This window comes from Mycobacterium sp. (assembly GCF_019247615.1).
Lineage (GTDB): Bacteria > Actinomycetota > Actinomycetes > Mycobacteriales > Mycobacteriaceae > Mycobacterium.
Window position 1 is genome coordinate 1 of record NZ_JAFBAT010000078.1, and the last position, 20,961, is coordinate 20,961.

General features: G+C 66.9%; 22 protein-coding genes. 13 read left to right on the plus strand and 9 right to left on the minus strand.

From position 1 onward, the window contains the following. Positions 1–352 precede the first annotated feature (352 nt). The 3 genes from JO059_RS05340 to JO059_RS05350 all read right to left on the minus strand — a co-directional run bounded on the left by JO059_RS05340 (position 353) and on the right by JO059_RS05350 (position 2,123). Positions 353–952 carry an RES family NAD+ phosphorylase gene (locus JO059_RS05340; RefSeq protein ID WP_293315069.1) on the minus strand — a complete coding sequence of 200 codons (600 nt, stop codon included), beginning with the start codon at positions 950–952 and terminating at the stop codon, positions 353–355. After that, positions 949–1,605: a hypothetical protein gene (locus JO059_RS05345; RefSeq protein WP_293315070.1), complete on the minus strand. Its 657-nt coding sequence runs from the start codon at positions 1,603–1,605 to the stop codon at positions 949–951. The genes JO059_RS05340 and JO059_RS05345 overlap by 4 nt, the downstream gene beginning before the upstream one ends. Positions 1,606–1,670: 65 nt before the next feature. Continuing rightward, positions 1,671–2,123 (minus strand): VOC family protein, encoded by a 453-nt coding sequence (locus tag JO059_RS05350; protein WP_293315071.1) that lies wholly within the window; start codon positions 2,121–2,123, stop codon positions 1,671–1,673. A gap of 87 nt (positions 2,124–2,210) precedes the next feature. On the opposite strand from JO059_RS05350, the gene JO059_RS05355 reads away from it, so the two are divergent. Next, complete coding sequence (locus JO059_RS05355) at positions 2,211–3,488, plus strand: cytochrome P450 (RefSeq protein WP_293315072.1); 1,278 nt, start codon at positions 2,211–2,213, stop codon at positions 3,486–3,488. 220 nt (positions 3,489–3,708) lie between these two features. On the opposite strand, the gene JO059_RS05360 is transcribed toward JO059_RS05355, so the two are convergent. Further along, entirely contained in the window at positions 3,709–4,332 is a 624-nt protein-coding gene (locus JO059_RS05360) for a TetR/AcrR family transcriptional regulator (RefSeq protein ID WP_293315073.1), read from the minus strand. Between the two features lie 122 nt (positions 4,333–4,454). Here JO059_RS05360 and JO059_RS05365 point away from each other — a divergent pair, with 122 nt between their 5' ends. Further along, a complete protein-coding gene (locus tag JO059_RS05365; RefSeq protein ID WP_293315074.1) occupies positions 4,455–5,585 on the plus strand; it encodes an NmrA family NAD(P)-binding protein in 1,131 nt (376 codons plus the stop codon). A 64-nt stretch (positions 5,586–5,649) separates the two neighbouring features. On the opposite strand, the gene JO059_RS05370 is transcribed toward JO059_RS05365, so the two are convergent. Beyond that, positions 5,650–6,891: a serine/threonine-protein kinase gene (locus JO059_RS05370; protein WP_293315075.1), complete on the minus strand. Its 1,242-nt coding sequence runs from the start codon at positions 6,889–6,891 to the stop codon at positions 5,650–5,652. 255 nt (positions 6,892–7,146) lie between these two features. Here JO059_RS05370 and JO059_RS05375 point away from each other — a divergent pair, with 255 nt between their 5' ends. Both JO059_RS05375 and JO059_RS05380 read left to right on the plus strand, forming a co-directional pair. Further along, complete coding sequence (locus tag JO059_RS05375; RefSeq protein WP_293315076.1) at positions 7,147–8,004, plus strand: phytanoyl-CoA dioxygenase family protein; 858 nt, start codon at positions 7,147–7,149, stop codon at positions 8,002–8,004. Continuing rightward, positions 8,001–9,422, plus strand: coding sequence for an FAD-binding oxidoreductase (locus JO059_RS05380; protein WP_293315077.1), 1,422 nt, complete (start codon positions 8,001–8,003; stop codon positions 9,420–9,422). The genes JO059_RS05375 and JO059_RS05380 overlap by 4 nt, the downstream gene beginning before the upstream one ends. A gap of 12 nt (positions 9,423–9,434) precedes the next feature. Here the strand turns inward: JO059_RS05380 and JO059_RS05385 are convergent, their stop codons facing one another. Next, positions 9,435–10,079 (minus strand): TIGR03085 family metal-binding protein, encoded by a 645-nt coding sequence (locus tag JO059_RS05385; protein ID WP_293315078.1) that lies wholly within the window; start codon positions 10,077–10,079, stop codon positions 9,435–9,437. Positions 10,080–10,212: 133 nt separating this feature from the next. On the opposite strand from JO059_RS05385, the gene JO059_RS05390 reads away from it, so the two are divergent. Continuing rightward, positions 10,213–11,487 carry an alpha/beta hydrolase gene (locus tag JO059_RS05390; protein WP_293315079.1) on the plus strand — a complete coding sequence of 425 codons (1,275 nt, stop codon included), beginning with the start codon at positions 10,213–10,215 and terminating at the stop codon, positions 11,485–11,487. A 1-nt stretch (position 11,488) separates the two neighbouring features. Here the strand turns inward: JO059_RS05390 and JO059_RS05395 are convergent, their stop codons facing one another. Then, positions 11,489–12,100 (minus strand): TetR/AcrR family transcriptional regulator, encoded by a 612-nt coding sequence (locus tag JO059_RS05395; RefSeq protein WP_293315080.1) that lies wholly within the window; start codon positions 12,098–12,100, stop codon positions 11,489–11,491. 66 nt (positions 12,101–12,166) lie between these two features. Between JO059_RS05395 and JO059_RS05400 the strand changes: the two genes are divergently transcribed. Then, positions 12,167–12,592 carry a DUF1707 domain-containing protein gene (locus JO059_RS05400; protein ID WP_293315081.1) on the plus strand — a complete coding sequence of 142 codons (426 nt, stop codon included), beginning with the start codon at positions 12,167–12,169 and terminating at the stop codon, positions 12,590–12,592. A gap of 2 nt (positions 12,593–12,594) precedes the next feature. Beyond that, positions 12,595–13,353: an SDR family oxidoreductase gene (locus JO059_RS05405; RefSeq protein ID WP_293315082.1), complete on the plus strand. Its 759-nt coding sequence runs from the start codon at positions 12,595–12,597 to the stop codon at positions 13,351–13,353. A 29-nt stretch (positions 13,354–13,382) separates the two neighbouring features. On the opposite strand, the gene JO059_RS05410 is transcribed toward JO059_RS05405, so the two are convergent. Together JO059_RS05410 and JO059_RS05415 are read right to left on the minus strand one after the other, a co-directional pair. After that, a complete protein-coding gene (locus JO059_RS05410; protein WP_293315083.1) occupies positions 13,383–14,180 on the minus strand; it encodes a lysophospholipid acyltransferase family protein in 798 nt (265 codons plus the stop codon). Positions 14,181–14,343: 163 nt separating this feature from the next. Beyond that, entirely contained in the window at positions 14,344–14,778 is a 435-nt protein-coding gene (locus JO059_RS05415) for a protease inhibitor I42 family protein (protein WP_293315090.1), read from the minus strand. Positions 14,779–14,914: 136 nt separating this feature from the next. On the opposite strand from JO059_RS05415, the gene JO059_RS05420 reads away from it, so the two are divergent. The 6 genes from JO059_RS05420 to JO059_RS05445 all read left to right on the plus strand — a co-directional run. Further along, positions 14,915–15,232, plus strand: a complete 318-nt coding sequence (locus tag JO059_RS05420) for a DUF5685 family protein (protein ID WP_293315084.1) — start codon at positions 14,915–14,917, stop codon at positions 15,230–15,232. Further along, positions 15,232–16,014 carry an enoyl-CoA hydratase-related protein gene (locus JO059_RS05425; protein ID WP_293315085.1) on the plus strand — a complete coding sequence of 261 codons (783 nt, stop codon included), beginning with the start codon at positions 15,232–15,234 and terminating at the stop codon, positions 16,012–16,014. The genes JO059_RS05420 and JO059_RS05425 overlap by 1 nt, the downstream gene beginning before the upstream one ends. 58 nt (positions 16,015–16,072) lie before the next feature. Further along, positions 16,073–17,665 (plus strand): Na+/H+ antiporter, encoded by a 1,593-nt coding sequence (locus tag JO059_RS05430; protein ID WP_293315086.1) that lies wholly within the window; start codon positions 16,073–16,075, stop codon positions 17,663–17,665. A gap of 8 nt (positions 17,666–17,673) precedes the next feature. After that, positions 17,674–18,831, plus strand: a complete 1,158-nt coding sequence (locus tag JO059_RS05435; protein WP_293315087.1) for an AAA family ATPase — start codon at positions 17,674–17,676, stop codon at positions 18,829–18,831. Positions 18,832–18,887: 56 nt separating this feature from the next. Then, positions 18,888–19,523, plus strand: coding sequence for a TetR family transcriptional regulator (locus JO059_RS05440; RefSeq protein WP_293315088.1), 636 nt, complete (start codon positions 18,888–18,890; stop codon positions 19,521–19,523). Next, on the plus strand, positions 19,516–20,961 hold a 1,446-nt coding region (locus JO059_RS05445), incomplete at its 3' end, for an FAD-dependent monooxygenase (protein WP_293315089.1). The genes JO059_RS05440 and JO059_RS05445, both read left to right, overlap by 8 nt.

A 20,961-nucleotide genomic window follows, 5' to 3' on the forward strand; every position in this document is an offset into this window, starting at 1 on the left:
GCTTGATCTGCTGGAAGAGGACGAGCGCAAGTTCAAGCTGACGGCGTCGGGTCTCGCGTACGCCGAACAGGTTGATCCCGGCAGTCCCTGGATTGTCAGTGAGCCCCAGGCCGCCGTCCTTCGTGACCGGCTATCTGGTAGCGCCGAGCTGGCTGACGACGCTCGAATTGCTCTTCAGATCGTAAGTGATATACCCGCCGGCTGGTCCAACGACGATCTCGGTCGTGCGTTGCGGAGCATTCGAATTCCGGCCAGTGGCAATCGGAACGAACCTTCGAGTCGCAAGGCGCTCCCTACCGAGAACTTCTCAAAGAGACGGGGCGCACGTGACGAGCGGCCGCTTGTGCTCGCGTCAACGGGTGGCGACCGGATCCCCGAACAGGTCGTAGCTGCCGGTGGCCTTCCACTGCTCGGCCGCCTTGTGCGCGGTGCCCCGCCATCGGACGTGGGCGGCCACCTCGGCGGGCGGCCGCGCCCCGTCGGTGAGGTGTCCCGTCGGCATCTCCTCATCCATCAGCGGCACCCACAGATACGGATGTAGGAACCGAACCCCGAACAACATCAGGTTGTGCGTGCCCGGCAGCGCCGCCGAGGGCGCGACCATGGCGGTCGCGCCCGTTGCCTGCACGGCGGCGGCGAGGGCCTGGGTCGGTCGGTAGTCCTCGCCGACGAGTTCGTCGGCCGTGAGGTCGTATGCGTCGCAATCATCGAAATCGATTCGCGTCACCTCGTCGACGTCGACGACTGCGGTCCACAGGTTCAACAGAACCTCGTCGGGGTCCCCGTCGGGGCCCACGTTGTGGCGCAGCATCTCGGCCGCCGGGCCAAGCGGGTGAAGGCTCAGATACTGGACGATGTCCTGTCCAGGCCGGTGGAAACGTCCCTGCCCGGGAGTGGGCAGCGCCCGCCAGGGCGTGTCGTATGCAGCATGTCGAAATACCGTGTACCTCATGCGGTCTGGGCGCGGGCCGCGCTAGCGGCGCTGATCAGCCGGGGGTAGGCCAGCGGATCATCGAGCAGTTCGACCGGCGGCCGGCCGAGAACCGGATGCGGCCGGGCGAACCAGGCGACAACGCCCGGGCCGGTGAACGCGTGGCGCAGCTGATTGACCAACTGCCCGACCACACGGATCCGTGCGGCATCGTCCCCGGCCGGCGCGGCTCCCTCATCGGCGAGCCAGCGTTGGAGTTGGCGGACCGACACCCCGAGCATCCCGGCCACCGTCTTTTGCGGGGCGGCCAGCGTCTTGACCGTACACACAAGCACGTCGCGGACCGGCGAATCCTCGCCGTAGGACTGGTTTTCGACCATGTCGCGCAGCACCTGACGGAATTGTTCGAGCGCCACCCGCACGTCGCGACGCCTCTGCTTGTCGTCGTCGCTGCGCAGCGCCTTTTGCGCGCGCAGCGCCGCTTGCCAAAGAGCTGCCGCCTGGCGCGGGTCCGACCCGGCGCCAGAGAGGGTCGCGGCGTCCAGCGCCGAGTCGAAGCCGTCGATGATCTCGATCGCCCGGTCGGGTACCGACGCGGATCGCTGCAACAGCGCCGTCGCGTCGTTGACCTCGCGCAGAAGGTCGGGCAGGTCAGCCCGTCTTGTCGTAACCATGTCGCTATCCTACGACAAATCTGCGCCATTGCGCTGAGACCGAAATAGCCCGTCGCGATCTGGCTCTAGTGCCGCGGCGGTAGAGCGGAAAGCCACGCATCCGAAAGCAATTCCAACAACTGCCCATCCGGATCGCGGACCATGGCCATCGCCTCGGTCACCGTCCCCTCAACCACCGCTCCCCCGAACTCCTCGACCTTCTTCAATGCGCCGTTGAGATAGGACACCGAAAACGAAATGTGCGTCAGCCCAATCTGATCCATGACACGCTGCGGCCCGGCGTGAACTTGACGCTTGGAGTAGTCCATGAGTTCGAGCACAAACCCGTCGCGCACCAAGTAGGTCGCATGCACCCCGAGCGGCTCGGGAAGCTGCACCAGCTGCGCTGTCGGGCGGTCGGGCGGATCAAGCTCCCACCAGAACTGAAACCCAAGCACGTTCTCGTAGAACCGCCGCGAGCGCTCGCGATCGGAGACACACAATCCGACATGGTTGAAGGTCGTCCGGTGACTGCTCATCGCGGCCTTTCTCGACGGAACCCACGAGCGTAATAATGCAAAGATAGTGTAAAAAGCCGAGCTCTCGTCGCGGTGGAGGACTTCCAGATGACAACCCGTTCCGACGTCAGCGCCGACGCCATCGTCGACTTCGACCACCACTCGGACGACTTCAACCTCAACGAGCTGGCCATCAACGCCGAGCTCCGCCAGCAATGCCCGGTCGCGTGGAACCAAAACTACGGCGGATTCTGGTACCTCAGCAGCTACGACGCCGTCAGCCAAGCGGCCCGCGACGATGCCACCTTCTCCCACAAATACGAGCCCAACGCCGAAGATGGCGTCGACTATCAGGGCGAGATGGGCGTCCCACGGCCCGAAGGCCAACCGGCGCTGGGCATCGGCGAGATCGACGGCCCTTACCACCTGGCCCTACGTCACGCCCTGGCCCCCTTCTTCTCGCCGGGTGCCGTCCAAAAGCTGAAGCCATTCATGGAACAGAAAGCACACGAGTTCCTCGACCACAGAATCAAACACGGACACATGGACCTCGTGCTCGACTACGCCAGCCCCGTCCCGGCCATCCTCACCATGAAGCTGATGGGCCTGCCCCACGACAACTGGCACCTCTACGCCAACCTCTTCCACTCTGTGATGGCCGTCCCGCAAGAAAGCGACGAATACATCAACGCCATCGCCGAAGTCCCCGCCATGATGCAGGGCGTTCTCGACTACGCGGCCGCAAGACGAGCCAAGCCGGAGGACGACCTGACCAGCTTCCTCATCCAGTTCGACTTCGAGGGCCGGCGCCTCACCGACGAACAGCTGCTCAACGTCCTCTGGAACCTCATCGCCGGCGGCGTCGACACCACCACGTCGCAGACCGCGCTCACCCTCCTGCACCTCGGCACCCACCCGAAGCTGCGCCAGCAGCTCATCGACCACCCGGAGCTCTACCGCACCGCCACCGACGAATTCCTGCGGTACTTCTCCGTCAACCAAACCCTGAGTCGCACGGTGACCCGCGACGTCGAGCTCCAGGGCCAGCACCTCCGGAAAAACGACCGCGTCGTCATCAGCTGGCTGTCCGCCAACCACGACGAGAACGAATTCGACCGCTCCGGCGAGATCATCCTGGATCGAACCCCCAACCGCCACTTGGCCTTTGGTCTCGGACCGCACCGCTGCATCGGCTCGCACCTGGCCCGCCTGATGTCCGAGGTGATGGTCAAGGCGGTGCTCGACCGCATTCCCGACTATGAGGTCGACAAAAGCGGCGTCCGTCAATACCTGGGCAACCCGAGCATGACCGGGCTGGCCAAGCTGCCGGTCACCTTCACCGGGCGAGTCAAATCGGCGGATTCGAATGCAGAGATCAGCTCTTAGCCGGCCGCCGCATACTTGGCCCGGATTGGCAAACGACAGCGAGCGACGGGGCCGTTCGCACCACCGCCGCGGGGGATTTCCCGCGTCGCAGCGGGCCGCATGAGGTTGTCGACGGCGCAGCGGACGCGGATGACGAATTCCGTTGGGAGTGGCCGAAACCGATACCACAGCGACGATCGCCGCAATCCACAGCCTTGGCTAGGCCACCGCGGCAAAGTAATCAGGACGAGCCGCCGCTGAGCAATCCCTGCTCGATGAGCTCCAACACTTGCCGCCGCGCGAATGCGACGCCAGCCGCGGTTCGCGGCAACGGCCCGTCCAGCAGGAGATTCGCCAAGCCGTGCACCGCCGACCACGCCGCAATCTCGGCTCCTGGCCTGCGATCTGGGCTCAGCAGCCCGCCGGCCTGGCACTGGTCGAGCACTTCACCGAGGATGTGGAACGGATCGGCATCACCCTCCGCCTCCTTGACGGACGAGGTCGCGGGATGCGACGTAAACGCGGTGCGGAATAGTCCTGGTTCACGCAACGCGAAGTCGATGTAGGCGGTGCCGACCGCACGCAGCCGCTGGCGGGGACCTTTGGCGCGCGCAACGCGTCGGCGCATCTCCGCGCCGAGCTCGCCGCGCGCATAGCGCGCCACCTCGGCCAGCAGGGCCTCGCGGTCGGCGAAATGCCGGTAAGCAGCCGAGTGCGACACCCCCGCCGCCCGCGCCACTTCGCGCAGAACAACCCGGTCGGGTCCACCCTCGCGGGCCAGCGCGATGCTCGCCTCGACCAACGCGGAGTTCAGCGCGCCGTGGTGATAGGACTTACGGCGCTCGGCGTCGGCACTGGCGGTCATGCCCGCAAGAATCGCACGCCAGCAGCGATGTTGACAACGGTCACATTAAGGTCAATACTGCAATGTAACCAGTGGTCACATTTTGCCACTGGCCCGAGAACCCAACTAGCAAAGGAAATCCGATGACAAACTCACGCGTGCTGGTGACCGCTGCCACAGGAAAGATCGGCGGCGCGGTGGCCGCCCAATTGCTGGAGAAGGGCGTGCCCACCAGGGCCCTGGTCCATCGCGAGGACGCCCGCAGCGCTCACCTACGAGCCCTGGGCGCCGACGTCGTCGTCGGCGACATGTTCGACATTCGGCAGGTTGCCGCCGCGGTCGACGGGGTGGACCGGGTGTTTTTCAACCCGCCCTACCACCCGCACGTCCTCGACAGCGCCGTCGCCTTCGCCGTGGCGGCGCGACGCTCAGGGGTGCAGGCGGTGGTGGCTCTGGGGCAGTGGCTGGCCAGCCCCGAGCATCCGTCGCTGATGACCCGCCAGCAATGGCTGGCCGACAAGCTTTTTGGACTGTTGCCCGACACTGCTCACGTCGCGGTCGACCCCGGCTTTTTCGCCGACAACTACCTGAACCTGCTCCCGGTTGCTACGCAACTCGGCGTGTTGCCGATGCCGACCGGCGGCGGCCGCAATGCCCCGCCGTCCAACGAGGACATCGCCCGCGTTGCGGTCGGAGCACTGCTCGACCCGCACCGCCACGACGGGCGTGCCTACCGCCCTACCGGGCCGACGCTGCTTACTGGAGTCGAGATTGCCGACGCGATCGGTGAGGCGTTGGGCCGGCGTGTGCGCCACATCGATATCCCGCCGTGGATGTTCATGAAGGCCCTGCACGTGTACGAAAAACGGCTCGGCTTCGATCTATTCACCCAGTCCGGTTTGCGCCACTATCTACGCGAAACCGCGCTGGGCACCTGGGAGGTCGGCGGGCCGACGACCCATGTGCGTGATGTCGCCGGCGTCGAACCCGAGGACTTTCTGACCATCGCGCGCCGCTACGTCGGCCGCCCGGAATTACAGCGCACGCCAAGCAATTTCATTCGCGAACTCTGGAAGATGATGTTGATCGGTGTCACGCCGGCGCACCGGCTGGACAGGTTCGATCAACGCCAGCAGCACCCCCAGCCAGCCCATCCGCGGTTTTCCGCGGAATCCGCAGCCTGGCGACACGAACATGCACCCGCCGATCCCCTCGAAGGTCGGTATGGGGTAGTCGAGAATCGTCCGGCTTCGCTGGCGCAGCAGGCCGGGTAAACCGTTCGACGCGTCGGGTCAGCCGGCGCAGTCGACGGCGAGCCGAGTGGATCGCGCGCCGGTCTCAGCCTCTTTTCTTGCCTTTGCCCGGACCCGGGTGGTGAGCCGGCGGCGGCGCTGGTGGCGGCGGCTCGTCGGTGCTGCTGGGTGTTGTGGTGGCGAGGGCGGTCGTCGTCGGTGGCGGCAACGGCGTGGTGGTCGTGGCGGGCACGGGCGGTGGTGTCGAGAACGGGGAAAAAAGCATGAACAGCATCAACGCCAGGATGAATAGGGCGGCGATCGCCGCAAGCCAGAGCTTGCGCCGGGAGTGGTGGTGCTCTAATCCGGCGCCTGTGGGCGTATACGTCAGCAGCGCGGGCGGTGGTGCCTCCATCACCCGGGTCGCGGGGCGAACAGCAACCGGCGGCCGGATAGGCGCGTCGAGCGCTGCTCGCATCTCATGGGCGTCGCCGAACCGCCATGCCGGGTCGCGCGCCATCGCACGTTCGATCGCGGTGGCGAGGCCCGGTGGCACATCCGGGCGCTGGGCGGCCAAGGGCGGTGGGGTGTCGTGCAGGATGGCGTGCGCCAAGGGGCCTAGTTCCGCGTGTGGGAACGGTCGTCGCCCGATCAGCGCCTCGTAACCCACCACGCCGACCGCATACAAGTCGTCGGCCACCGTGGCTGGCTTGGCAATGAGCCGGTCGGGGCTCATGTAGGCCATGCTGCCGATGATTTCGCCGGTCTTGGTGTACCCGGAGACCGCACCTGCCGTCTTGGCGATCCCGAAATCCGCGAGCTTGGGTTCACCCGTGGCGGTGAACAATATGTTGCCGGGCTTGACGTCGCGGTGCAGGATGCCGCGGCTATGCGCCTCGGCCAGGGCGTCCAGAACGCCACAGAGCACGACGTGCACGAATGCCGGAGGCAGCGGTCCGCGCGCGATGTGGTCGGCGAGCGAGACTCCCGGCAGCCGCTCCATGACGATGAATGGGAGCCCGTCATGCTCCCCGACATCGTGGATCACCACGACGTGCCGACCGGTCAGCTGCGCGGCGGCCCGCGCCTCCGACTCGAACCGCAGCCGGCTCTCGGGCCGGACCGCTGCCATCGGATAGAGGAGCTTTATCGCGACGGGGCGGTTGAGCTTGACATCCCAGCCGTCGCATACCTCGGCCATCCCACCGCGGCCGAGAAGACCCCGCACCTCGTAGCGGCCGCCCACCAGAAGCCCGCCCCGCGGTGCGAGCACGCCATCTGTGCCCTGGGCGTGTGCATTCGTCCCGTGGAGCTGCGTGTCCATCCGCACCCGCTGAACTGCTGACATTTCCACTGCGGCATAGCCAAGCATCCCGAAACTGAAACGTAGCTCAGCTACCTGGCCACATCAGGCAACGCCAAGCGCGGCGAGCGCCGCGGTGGTCGAACATGGTTTCGAGGACGGCCGCCATCGTCGACCGCGTTGACTCGTCAGAAATGCGCGCAAAAGGGTGGGTCGTTGCCTCATTGGTCCAGGTGCAGGTCAAAAACGCCCGCGGTCGATTACTTGACCAGTTGGTCAAGTTGGGTTCAGGGTCGGGGTATGAGCATCGACGACGATCCGGTCACGACGCTGGACGACCTCAAAAGCGATCTGGCGGGCCGGCACAAATGGAGACCGAGCAGCGGCGCGTCCGTCGACCCCGCGATCGTCGACGCCGACATGGAAGCCCTCGACCGCGACGGCTACGTCATCTGGGAGAACCTGCTCGGCGTCGACGAGTGTCAGCAGATCCGCGACACCGTCACGCCCTGGCTCGGCCACACCGGACGCAACTCCTTCGAAGGACGGCGCACCCAACGCATCTACAGCGTGCTGAGCAGGACCCGCGTGTGCGACCGGCTCGTCGACCATCCGCGCGTGCTGGCGGTCCTGGATCGACTGTTGATGCCCAACTACCTGCTTTCGGCGTTGCAGGCCATCAACATTCAGCCGGGCGAGTCGGCGCAGCTGCCTCACCACGACGACGGGTTCTACCCGATCCCTCGCCCGCGGGATCCCTTGGCCGCCGCGACAATCTGGGCGATCGACGACTTCACCGCCGACAACGGCGCCACGGTGCTGCTGCCCGGCAGCCATCGCTGGGGCAGGCGCCCGCCCGGGCCGGACGATCCCGCGGTACCCGTCGTCATGCCCGCCGGCTCCTGCGTCTTTTTCGTGGGAACCCTGTGGCACGGCGGCGGCGCCAACACGACCGACCACGCGCGGCTCGCCATCACCGCCCAATACTGCCAACCGTGGCTGCGGCCGATGGAGGCCTTCACTCTGTCGATCCCGCGCGACATGGCGCGAACGCTCTCGCCAGACCTGCAACGCATGCTCGGCTACAGCATCCACCCGCCGTTCGTCGGCGCGGTCGACGGCCTGCACCCGCTGCGCTTGCTGGACGAGCCTCAATGAGTGACCCGGCGGCGCTCTTTGCCGAAATCGTCGGCGAGCACCACGTGCTGACGGGCGACGCGATCCCCGAGGACTACTGGCACGACGAGGTGTTGACGACGGCGCCGCAGAAGCCGGCGTACGTCGCCAAACCGGCCACCGCGGAAGAGGTTTCGCAGCTGCTCAAAGCCGCCAGCGAGCACACCATCCCGGTGACGGGCCGCGGCTCCGGCAGCGGCCTGTCGGGCGCGGCGATCCCGCGCGCGGACGGCCTGGTGATCTCGTTTGAGCGGATGAACGCGGTCCTCGAGGTCGATACGACGAACCAGGTCGCCGTCGTTCAACCCGGGGTGACGCTGACCGAACTGGACGCCGCGACCGCCGACACCGGGCTGAGCTACATGGTTCAGCCGGGCGAGCTGTCCTCCAGCGTGGGTGGCAACGTCGGAACCAATGCCGGCGGGATGCGCGCGGTCAAATACGGCATCGCGCGCCACAACGTGCTGGGTTTGCAGGCGGTGCTGCCTACCGGCGAGATCATCCGCACCGGCGGCAAGATGGCCAAGGTGTCCACCGGCTACGACCTGACTCAGCTCATCGTCGGCTCCGAAGGCACCCTGGCCCTCGCCACCGAGGTGATCGTCAAGCTGCACCCGCGGCTGGCCTATAACACCACCGTGCTCGCGCCGTTCGCTGACTTCGACCAGGTGATGGAGGCGGTGCCCAAGGTGCTGGCCAGCGGGCTCGCGCCCTACATCCTCGAATACATCGACAACATGACGATGGCCGCTCTCGTCCATATCCAAAGCCTGGAGCTGGGCATCGCCGAGACCGTGCGCGACAGCTGTCAGGCGTATCTCGTTGTCGCCCTTGAAAACCGGACTGCCGAGCGATTGGACGAGGATGCCGAGCGGGCGGGCGAACTGCTGGTCGAGCTGGGTGCCGTCGACGCTTATGTGCTCGAGGGTGCCGCGGCGCGCAGGCTGATCGAGGCCCGCGAAAAGGCATTCTGGACGGCGAAGGCGATCGGCGCCGACGACATCATCGACACCGTCGTGCCGCGTGGCTCGATGCCAAAGTTCCTGTCCGCCGCGCGCGGCCTGGCGACGGCAGCGGGCGGCGCGGCGGCCGGTTGCGGGCACGCCGGCGATGGCAACGTGCACCTGGCGATCATTTGCAAGGATCCGGCCAAGAAGAAGCAGCTGATGACCGACATCCTGGCGCTAGCAATGGAATTGGGCGGGGCGATCTCCGGCGAGCACGGGCTTGGCCGCGCCAAGACACCTTACTTTCTCGAACTCGAGGACCCGGTCAAGATCGGCCTCATGCGGCGGATCAAACAGAGCTTCGATCCTGCCGGGATCCTCAATCCCGATGTTCTATTTGGGCGGGACATCCATGAGGGTGTCGATCTCGCCAGGGGTGCCCGAGATACGTGAACTCCGATGCGATCACATACCGAACTGCGTGTGCTGCACCGCCGCGACGGCCTCTGGCGGTCCGCTCACTTCCACCTCCGCCGCGGCTTGGCGCCCGAACATATAGAGCAATAATTCGCCCGGCGGACCGCTGAGTCGGGCAGCCGGTGAGCCCGGTCGAATCGTCAGCGGCTCGTCGGTCCCGGCACACTCGATCTCGAGCCCGCAACCACGCAGCCGCCGGCTCAGAAACCGGCCGCCGCGGCGTACGTTTCGCCACAAGGCGGCATCCATCGTGGGTGTAAGGCTCCGCGGCCCTTGCCCATTGGCCCGGCGAATGTCCTCGTGATGGACGAAGAACTCGTTGAGATTCGCCAAACCACGCACCCATCCGATACGGAAGAACCCGACGGGCGGCCCCGACCGGACCCGCTCAACGAGCCACGCGAAGTCCTTGCTGTCCACCAATCTGGCCCTGCGCCGTTCGGCGAACCGCCCGAAGGGACCGGGCAGTACGAGGCAAGGACCGGCAATCGGATCGTATTCTCGCAACACCAGGTGGGCGGCCAGGTCGTGAGCATTCCAGCCGTCGAGCAGCGTGGGCGCGGACGGGCCCAGCCGGTCGAACAAACAACAGAGCTCGAGGCGCTCTTGTCCATCGAGGGTGACGTTGGCCATCAAGCCGGAGTCTAGGGCGATCCGGACAGCCCGCAGCTGTCGGTTAGATCATCGATATCCGTTCGTCGGCGGCTTCCAGGGCGAGCCGCGAGTCACCCATCCTCCCAGGCGGCCAGCCTCGTATGGTGAGCCAATGCGGAGAGCCCGAATCATCCACACCATCCGGCAGCTGGCGTCGCTGATGGTCACGGCAATCACGGCGGCGTCGACCCTCAACGCGTATCGACCCATGGCGCGCCGCGGATACCCGTCGATCTTCTCGTGGTTTTTCGGCATGGTGGTCACCGAGCTCCCGCTGCAAACACTCGTAAGCCAGCTCGGCGGGCTGGCGTTGACGAGCCGCCGCCTGACCGTTCCGGTGCGGGCGATCGCCTGGGTGGTCGCGGCGGCCTCGGCGGCGGGCCTGCTCAACTTCAATCGTGCGGGGCACAAGGCGGATGTTCAGCTCACCAAGGCGCTGGACGACGAGCTGGGCACGAGCCGCCGCACCGACTCAACCAACCTATGGCGTAGGCCGGAGGGCGCCGGCACCGCCAAGACCCCCGGCGTGCTGCGTATGCTGCGCATTTATAGCGACTACGCCCACGACTCCGACATCAGCTACGGCGAGTACGGCCGCGCCAACCACCTCGACATCTGGCGACGCCCCGATCTGGAGCCCACCGGCAAGGCGCCGGTGCTCTTCCAAATCCCCGGCGGTGCCTGGACGACGGGAAACAAACGGGGACAGGCCCATCCGTTGATGAGCCACCTCGCGGAGCTGGGGTGGATCTCCGTGGCCATCAACTACCGGCACAGCCCACGCAACACCTGGCCAGACCACATCGTCGACGTCAAGCGCGCCCTCGCCTGGGTGAAGGCACACATCAGCGAATACGGCGGTGACCCCGACTTCATTGCCATTACGGGTGGATCCGCCGGCGGCCACCTTTCCGCGCTGGCGGCCCTGACACCCAACGATCCGCAGTTCCAGCCGGGATTCGAAGACGCCGATACCCGTGTGCAGGCCGCGGTGCCCTTCTACGGCGTCTATGACTTCACCCGATTCGACGACGCAATGCATCCGATGATGCCCGGACTCCTCGTCAAATCGATTATCAAGCAACGCCCTTCGACCAACCTGCAGACTTTTGTCAACGCGTCACCGATACATCACGCGGGCCCCGACGCTCCCCCGTTCTTCATCCTGCACGGTCGCAACGACTCCCTGGTGCCGGTCGAGCAGGCGCGCGCATTCGTCACCAAAATGCGGCAAGTCAGCAAGCAGCCCGTCGTGTACGCCGAATTGCCTTTGACGCAACACGCTTTCGACATTTTCGGCTCTGCGCGCGCGGTGCACACGGCGATCGCCGTCGAGCAATTCCTGGCCAATGTCTACGCGACGCAACGCCAAGCCGAGGTGGCCTAGGCTAACCGAGCACCCTGGCCACCACGTCCGCGATCATCGCCACCGGGTCCTGCTGAATGCCGACCGCGCGAAGTTCGCCCCCAATGACAAGTGAGGCGACGCCGTGCACCAGCGACCACAGCGGCGCGGCGACACCGCGCGGATCCTCTCCCTCGACGATCCCGGCCTCCTGACACCGCCTGATTGCGTCGAGCAAATCACCGAACGCCTGTTCAGCGGCGAGCGCCAGGCTGGGATGGTCGGCTTTGACGTTCTCGGCACCAAACATGACCTGGTAGTGATCCGGATGGGCAACGGCCCAGCGCACGTACGCGCGACCGAGCTCGATCACCCCGGCCTTGGGTCCCGATGCCACATCACCGGCCGCGACCAGATCGGCATGAAGTTCGTGAAACCCCTGTTCGGCGACGGCGGCCAACAGCTCCGCCTTGTCGGCGAAGTGCCGGTACGGCGCGGCGGCGCTCACCCCGGCGCGCCGCGCCGCCTCGGTCAGGGTGAAGCCCTTCGGCCCTTTCTCGGCGACCAGCGATAGCGCCGCGCCGATCAGCGCCCGTTTCAGGTCCCCATGGTGATAGCTCTCGCGCCGCGGCACGGGCGCCTTCCGCGTTCCCATGTTGACGACATTAACATTGTCAGCTATGTTAATACTATTCACATGAGCTGGGGAAGGACATAGGGAATGAGCCAGGAACTCGCCATCTACCGCGTGGGCAACCGAGACCGCAACAAAACGGCGGCGCGCTTGGACCAGGCGCTGTCGCAGGGCTACCTGGAGCTCGACGAGTACGAGCGACGGATGCAGACCACGTTCCAAACGCGCACCGTCGCGGAGCTGAAGAAACTCCTCGCGGACCTGCCGATCGACCGCCTGAGGCGTGCCGATCCCCGCCGGCGCGCGGCCCGAGCGGCCGCGGCTCGCAACGGCGTGCGCATTCACCTCGTCGCCTACATCGCACTGACCGCAGTCCTCCTCGCGGTCTGGGCAGCAGCCGGCACCTCCTACTTCTGGCCGATATGGCCCATCCTCGGCGCGGCCATCGGCCTCGTCAGCCATGCCCTGGCCGTCAGGCCGGCCGTGAAACGTCTTACAAACCAAGGAGTTTAGAGATGTCATGGGCAGTGATTACCGGAGCCAGTTCCGGGCTCGGCGCAATCTTTGCCGATCAACTCGCCGGACGGGGCCACAGCCTGGTGCTCGCGGGCCGCGACAAGACCCGGCTAAGTGCGGTGGCGGACCGGATCAATCAGAACGTTGAACTGGTCGTCGGCGACCTGGACACCGACACGGGCGTCGACGGCCTCGTCGCCCAACTGGCCGACCGCAAGGTCGACGTGCTGGTGAACAACGCGGGGTTCGGCACCTATGGCCGGTTCGCGGAGATCGATGCCGAACGAGAGCACGAACTGGTCGCCGTCAACATCGACGCTCTGGTGCGACTGACCCACGCGGTGCTTCCCGAGATGTTGGCCCGCGGCCGCGGCGGCATCCTGAATGTGGCCTCCACCATCGCCTTTCAGCCCGGCCCCTACCAGGCCACCTACGGCGCCTCCAAGGCGTTCGTGCTGTCGCTTAGCCAGGCGCTGTGGGCGGAGACCCGCGGCACGGGAGTGACCGTGACAGCGTTGTGTCCGGGGCCCACCCGCACCGGGTTCGTCGACGCGCTCGGATCGGACGTCTCCCACACCGCCGTCTACCGGCACCTCGCCGCGCCCGAACCCGTCGTCGCGGCCGGGCTCCGCGGGCTGGACCGCGGCCGGGCGGTCGTGGTGCCCGGATGGCGAAACCGTATGACGGCAACCTTCGGGCGACTGACACCCGGCCCGCTCTCGGCACGCGTCACCGGTCGGATGCTGCATCCGGCCTAGCCATTTCAGGACGCCATGTCAGGACCCGGTCAGCCCAGTATCGGGAAGCGGCGCTCGGCGGCCAGCTCGTCGAGACCCTTCTGCATCAGTCCGCGCACGAGCGCATCGACATGCTCGACCGCGCCGGCCGGGCCGAACTCGGCCCCGATGTCGATCGGCGGCAACACCTCGGTGACGATCTTCGTGGGCAGCGGCACGTTGATGGGCGCCAGGACGCTCAGGCCGAATGGCAAGCCAAAAGTTATTGGCAGTATGTCGGTTCGGAAGTGCTTGCGTTCAAACTTGTTGAGCCGAAGCAGACGCGAAAGCCAGGTGCCGCGGCTCAGGTACAACTGGCCCTCCTGTCCGCCGATGGATACCGCGGGCACGATCGGTACCCCTGCCTCCATGGCGGTGTGCACGTAACCGATTCGGCCGTCGAAGTTGATGACGTTTTGCCGGAAGCTCGGGCGGTAGACGTCGAAATCGCCTCCCGGGAAGACCAGAACAACGGCACCGGAGGCCAAGGCCTTCGCCGCGTTCTCGCGCGTCGCGCGGATCACTCCGGTGCGGTTGAGGAATTCACCGGCCGGCCCGGCGAATATCGTGTCGAACCCAAGCGCATAAAGCGGGCGATCGTAGCCGTACTTGTCGTAATAGTCCACGGCGAACACTGACAGGTCGAAAGACGTTAGGCCACCGGAATGGTTGGACACCACCAGGGAAGCGCCGGGTGGGATATTGTCCAGCCCGCGGACCTCGGAACGGAAATAGCGCTTGACGATTGGCCGCGTCAGGTCGACGACGTGCTCGGTCAGGCCGCGATCCCATTTGTCGATGTCGCTCATTCACCGATTTTCGGTGGTCCCCGGAGCCGCAAATAGGGCATTTGGTCCGCTTCCACAATGACATTGGACGCACACTTCCTGCCGCGCGATAAAAACACCGGCTAAACGCGAAACGGCAACTCCCTCGGTTGTCGCAACACGTTGTCGGGATCTCCGGAAACGGTTACTGCACCGTCACTTTGGCCGTGTAGGTGCACGCCGGTTTGACGTCCTTGCCCACGATGCTGGTGTATGAGGTGGTGATCGTCGTCGATCCGGGTTTCAGTGCCGCGAACGTCCAGACCTCGGTACCGGGCGCGCCCCGCGCGTCGGTGGTGGGTTGCACAAAGCGGTGACCGGTTTGCTTGATCACCGTCGGATCGCCGACATGAGTGTCGATCGCCCACCGGTACGGGGTGGAGTAGTTCGAGCCCAACTTCACGGTCAGCGTGTTGCCGACACCCATCGTGACGTCCTGCGTGATGACGCTCTGCGTGAGCACGTCATCCATGGAGACCTCGAGGATCTTGTCCGACGGTGGGTTCCGGGACGGAAGCGTGCAGCCCAGCACCAATGAAGAAACGAGCATCGCGACGGTCACAAAAAACCTGAGCTTCACGAAAGCCATCGCCCCTATTATGGCCCGCGGCCCGATTCCCGCTGGCCGAATTACCGGGCCTCGCGACGCGGCGCGCCGACGCCCCCACTCGGCGTTTTGCAGCGTGCGTTTGCTGAGCCTCGGGTAGCTTCTGTGCGTGTTTGGCATCATCCGGCCCTGCCGTCATCGGCTCGGCGGCGAGTTGGCCGCCGCATGGCGGGCGCAGTTGTGTGGATTGTGCTTGGCGCTGCGTGACGACTACGGCCAGCTCGCGCGGATCGCCACCAACCACGACGGGTTGGTGGTCTCCTTGCTCGTCGAGGCGCAGTCGCTCGGGCAACCATCGCGCCGGAGGGCCGGTCGCTGCCCGTTGCGCGCCATGCGGCGCGCCGATGTGGCCACCGGCCCGGCTGCTGGTGTTGCTGCGAGGGCTGCGACTGTTGCTGCGACGACTGCTGCTGCGATTGTTAGGTGATGACCACTTACGACACGCTCACCTTCGACCAGACCGGACCCGTCACACGGATCGTCCTCAACCGGCCGGACGCCGCCAACGGCATCAACGACGCGCTGGCCCGCGAATTGGTTGACGCGGCGGCGCGATGCGACGTCCCGGAGACGAAGGTGGTGCTGTTCACCGGCGCGGGACGGTTCTTTTGCGCCGGGGGCGACCTGAAGGCGATGGCCGCCTCGCCGCTGGGTCCGGGCCGATTCGTCAAGCGCCTCGCCGACGACCTGCACCGGGCGATCTCGACGTTCGCGCGGATGGACGCGGTGCTGATCGTCGCCGTCAACGGCGTGGCGGCGGGGGCGGGCTTCAGCCTGGCGATGATCGGGGATCTCGTGCTGGCCGCCGAGTCCGCGTCGTTCACCATGGCCTACACCAGGGCGGGCCTCAGCCCCGACGGCAGCTCGTCGTTCTATCTCCCGCGGCTCATCGGCGTGCGCCGCACCCAGGACCTGATGCTCACCAACCGGCGGCTCTCGGCACAGGAGGCCGCGCAGTGGGGTTTGGTCACCGGGGTGGTGCCCGACGACGAGCTGGCCACGCGCGCCGACGCCCGGGCCACCGAAATGGCCTCGGCCGCACGGGCTTCCAGCGCTGCGGTGAAGAAGCTGCTGATGACGTCCTTCGGCAACGGCCTCGAGGAGCAGATGGAGATCGAGGGCCGGCTGATCGCTGCGTGCGCCGACGGCGCCGACGGCCGCGAGGGCATCGACGCGTTTGTGAACAAGCGGGCGGCCAAGTTCGCCTGAGTCCTGGGCACTCAATCCCCAAGCCGCGCAAGTCGTACCCGTCCGGCAGGATGGGCAGGTGTTTGGCCTCGTCCTGATCGTCGCGCTCGTTTCCACCGTCATCGTGGGGACGGTCATCGGCCGGCGCTACCGCGTGGGTCCCCCGGTGCTGCTCATCTCGCTCGGCGCCCTGCTGGGCCTCATCCCCAGTTTCGGCCACGTGCACGTCGACGGCGAGGTCGTGCTGCTGCTATTCCTGCCCGCGATCCTCTACTGGGAGGGCATGAATACCAGCTTCCGCGAGATCCGCGCCAACGCGCGCGTCATCGTCTTGCTCAGCATCGCGCTGGTGATCGCCACCGCTGCGGCGGTGTCGTGGACGGCACGATCGATGGGCATGGACCCCCACGCGGCGGGCGTCCTGGGCGCCGTGTTGTCCCCCACCGACGCCGCCGCGGTCGCCGGCCTGGCGAAAAAGCTGCCGCGCCGGCAGCTGACCGTGCTGAAGGCGGAGAGCCTCATCAACGACGGCACCGCGCTGGTGCTGTTCGCCGGCAGCGTCACGGTGGCCATTGGCGGATCCGCCATCAGCCCGCTCGAAGTGAGTGGCCGGTTCATCATTTCCTACCTCGGTGGCATCGCCGCCGGCCTGTTGGTCGGTGGGTTGGTGGTGCTGGCGCGCAAGCGAATCGACGCGCCGCAGGAGGAAGGGGCCATGAGCCTGCTGACGCCGTTCGCGGCGTTCCTGCTGGCCCAGGCATTCGATTGCAGCGGCGTGGTCGCGGTCATGGTCTCTGCCCTGGTCCTCGCCTACGCCGGACCGGTGGTAATCCGAGCCCGCTCCCGCCTGGCGGCCTTCGGGTTCTGGGACATCGCGACCTTCCTGCTTAACGGCTCGCTGTGGGTGTTCGTCGGCGTGCAGATCCCGGGCGCGCTGCACGGCATCTCCCACGTCGACGGGGGCCTTCGCCACGCCGCCTACATCGCCCTCGCCGTCACCGCTGTGGTGATCGTCTCGCGCATCGTGTGGGGCGAAATCACCACCGGCCTGATTCGCCTCATCGACCGCCGGGAGGCCCAGCGTCAGCGCCGCGCCCCGTGGCGTCAGCGTTTCGTGATCGCCTGGGCGGGATTCCGCGGGGCCGTGTCGCTCGCCGCGGCGCTCGCCGTTCCGGCCACCACACTGAACGGCACGCCCTTCCCCGACCGCAGCCTGCTGATCTTCATCGTGACCTTCGTCATCCTGGTCACCGTCTTGGTCCAGGGCAGCACGCTGCCCGCCGTGGTTCGCTGGGCCAAGATGCCCGACGACCTCACCTACGTCCAGGAACTGGAAATGGCCCGTTGCCGGGGCATTCAAGCGGCCCTCGAGGCGCTGCCGGTGGTCGGCAACGAAGTCGGCATCAGCGAGGCGCTACTGGGGCGGCTGCGCAAGGAATACGAGGAGAAGGCCGCACTGGTCAAGGCCACCGAAGACGAATCCACCAACCACCGACTGGTCAAGGGCAAGGAAAAGGTGCGACGGGTGCGCTTGGGCGTGCTCGAACACAAGCGGCGGGAGATCACCGCACTGCGCAACCAAAACCTCATCGACGACATCGTGCTGCGCGAGCTGCAGAACGAGATGGACCTCGAGGAGGTCCAACTGCTCGACGCCGCCGACGACGAGTAGCGCGCTCGATGCTGCAGACGGTTGCCATCCGCGGATACCGCTCGCTGCGCGAGGTGATCGTGCCGCTGGGTCGGCTGTCCATCGTCACGGGATCCAACGGCGTCGGCAAGTCCTCGCTATACCGGGCGCTGCGGCTCCTGGCCGATTGCGGCCGCGGCGAGGTGATCGGCTCGCTCGCCCGCGAGGGCGGGCTGCAGTCGGTGCTGTGGGCCGGCCCCGAGCAACTGGGCGGCGCCCGGCGCACCGGCAAGGCCCAGGGCACCGTGCACACCCGGCCGCTGTCGCTCGAATTGGGCTTTGCCGCAGATGATTTCGGCTACCTGGTGGACCTCGGCATTCCGCAGATGGCGGGAATCGCGTCTGCCTTCGGCCGCGATCCCGAGATCAAGCGGGAAGCGGTGTTCGCCGGTCCGGTGCTGCGGACCGGAACCACACTGGTGCGCCGCACCCGGAATCTCGCCGAGGTCAGCTCGGACGCGGGCCGCGGGTTCGACGAGCTGACGCGGTCCCTGCCGTCGTATCGCAGCGTGCTGGCCGAGTACGCGAACCCACACGCGCTGCCCGAACTCGCGGCCGTCCGCGAGCGGCTACGCGGCTGGCGGTTCTATGACGGGTTCCGTGTCGACGCCGGGGCGCCGGCGCGGCAACCGCAGGTCGGGACGCGCACCCCGGTGCTGTCCGACGACGGCCACGACCTCGCCGCAGCGATCCAGACCATCATCGAGACGGGATTCGACGACCTCGCCCGCACCGTCGCCGACGCTTTCGACGGCGCGACGGTCTCGGTCGCCGTGCACGACGGCGTGTTCGACCTGCAGGTGACGCAGCACGGCATGCTGCGCCCGCTGCGGGTGGCCGAATTGTCCGACGGCACACTGCGATTCCTGCTGTGGGCCGCCGCGCTGCTCAGTCCGCAGGCGCCGTCGCTGATGGTGCTCAACGAACCCGAAACCTCCTTGCACCCGGAGCTGGTGCGACCGCTCGCGTCGCTGATCCGCGCCGCCGCCGCTCAGACCCAGGTCGTGGTGGTCACCCATTCGCGCGCGCTACTGGAGGCCACCGGCGACGACACGGTCGAGATCGAGCTGTACAAGGAATGGGGCGAGACGCGCATCACCGGCCAGGGCCTGCTGACCACGCCGCCCTGGGAATGGGGCAAACGCTAAACCTTGCCTAGCAGGCAATCTTGCCCACCGTGCAATTTTCCCGTACGTTGGTCAGCGTGACCGACCCGTCCCTCGGGCTGCGCGAGCGCAAGAAGGCCGATACCCGGCGCGCGCTCAGCGACGCCGCGCTGAGCCTGGCGTTCGAACGCGGGCTGGAAAACGTAACCCGCGACGAGATCGCCGGCCGGGCCGGGGTGTCACTGCGCACGTTCAACAACTACTTCAACGGCAAGTACGAGGCGCTCGCCTACCGGCAGACCGAGCGCCTGCGCCGCAGCCTGGAAGCGCTCAAGCGACGCCCCGCCGACGAGCCGTTATGGACGTCGATCACGCACGCCGCCCTGGAGCCCTTGGAGGAGGAACTCGGCGACGAAGACCTGATTCCGAGCCGCCGGGAGCTCCTGGAAGCCCGGAAGTTGCTGATGAACCCGCAAGTGCGTAATGCATTGCCGCAGAGGATCTTTGACGAGTGGCTGGAGGTCATCGCCGAACGCACCGGCACCGACCCCGAGCGCGACCTGTATCCGCGGCTGGTGGTGGCCGTGGTGCGTGCCGTCGGCGACGCGGCCGCGGAGGCCTACGTACGGGCCGACCCCCCGGTGGCGATCACTCGATTAATCCGCGAGGGCTTTGCCGCGGTCAGCGTGGGCCTGCCCGACCCTGCGAGACGCAGGGAGACCCACCGTGGCTGACGAACACGCCGACGTCGTCATCGCCGGAGCCGGTCCCAACGGGCTGATGCTGGGCTGCGAGCTGGCGTTGGCGGGGATCCGGCCCGTCGTGTTGGATGGCTTACCCGGGCCGAGTCCGGAGCCGAAGGCCAACGGCCTTGTCGGGCAGGTGGTCCGGATGCTCGACATGCGTGGGCTGTATCGGGAGTTCACCGGCGACCCCAACCCGCCGCAGCCCTCCTACGGCTGGATCTTCGCGGCCATGACCCTGAACTTCCTTGGCATGCCCGACAATCCGATGTACGCGCTGCCCATGCAACAGCCGCGCCTGGTGCGGATGCTGGAGAAGCGGGCGCGCGACCTCGGGGTGGAACTGCGCTGGGGACACGAACTCACCGGCCTACGCCAGGGGACCGAATCCGTTGAGGTGATGGTGGGTTCCCCCGAGCGCCAGTACCGCATCGCAGCGGGCTTCCTCGTCGGCGCCGACGGCGGGCGGAGCCTGGTACGCAAAACCGTAGGCATCGACTTCCCGGGCCACACGTCACGGACCGTCGGACGGCTCGCGCACGTGCAGATACCCGACGAGCTACGCCGCGCCGACGGCGGCATCGACATCCCCGGTTTCGGCACGCTCCGGTTCGGCCACACGCGCTTGGACACCGGCGGGGTGATCTACGCCGAGTTCGAACCGGGCCGTTCGCTGTTCGGCACCATCGAATTCTCGCCGCCGGTCGAGGACAAACCGATGAGCCTGGCCGAACTGCGCGAAAGCGCACGCCGCGTCCTAGGCGTCGACATCCCGCTCCGCGAACCCAAAGGCCCTGGGCCACATGCCCTTCGCCGGATCAACGGGCAGAACACCCGGCACGCGGAACGTTACCGCGACGGACGGGTCCTGCTGCTGGGCGACGCCGCCCACGTGCACAGCGCCATGGGCGGGCCGGGACTGAACCTCGGACTGCAAGACGCCCTGAACCTGGGCTGGAAGCTCGCCGCTCAGATCAACGGGTGGGCTCCCCCTGCGCTGCTCGACACCTACCAGTCGGAGCGCCACCCGGTGGGCGAGCGCGTCATGATGCAGTCAATGGCCCAGACCGCGCTGATGGCGCCGGGCCCCGAAGTCGCCGCGCTGCGAACGCTTTTGGGCGAGCTCTTCGCCCTGCCCGACGTCGCGAGGCACATGGCCAGGCTGCTGGCCGGCAACGACGTGCGGTACGACGTGGGCGACGACCACCCGCTGTCCGGCTGGCCCGTGCCCGAACTCAGCCTCGACGATGGCCGGCGGGTCACCGAGCTGCTGCACGACGCCCGCCCGGTCCTGCTCGACTACGACGGCGGCGTCCGCGCCACGGCGCAGGGTTGGCTGGATCGCATCGACATCGTCCGCGCAACCGCCGCCGACCCACCCGCCGCCGCGCTGCTGCTTCGGCCCGACGGATACGTCGCCTGGGCAGCG